This window comes from Stenotrophomonas sp. GQ19, from assembly GCF_059758695.1.
In genome coordinates, this window is sequence record NZ_JCAXES010000024.1 from 1 (window position 1) to 354 (window position 354).

General features: G+C 62.4%; 1 protein-coding gene. It reads left to right on the forward strand.

The features are described from left to right. The coding region (locus AC6CHL_RS20770) for a hypothetical protein (protein WP_498296045.1) at positions 1–224 on the forward strand (224 nt) is incomplete at its 5' end. Between the last annotated feature and the right edge of the window lie 130 nt (positions 225–354).

Genomic DNA, 354 nt, shown 5'->3' on the forward strand with positions numbered 1-354 from the left:
CCAAACAGGCGGTCCCGCCCCATCGCTATCCCCGATTCCTGCAGTGCCGGCCTGATCAGACCGTGGAGCTTGCGGGTGCCGATGCGTGGCTGACGGGCCCGATAGCCACCCACCAAGGCGATCGCCCGCGCGCCCTCGACCAGCTGCTGTTGTTGGCGATGGCCGGCTTTGTAGTACGCCTGCCGACTAATGCCGAAATGTCGGCAAGCCCTTGCCACGCTTAGGCCTTGGAGGCGCCCTTGCGTGAGGACTTGCCGGAAGGCTTTTTTACGATCCGCACCCCGTAGTCCTCTTTGAGAACATCGACGATGGCTTCGAAAAGCTGCGCTTTCTCGTTGGCTTCCCGCAGTTGCA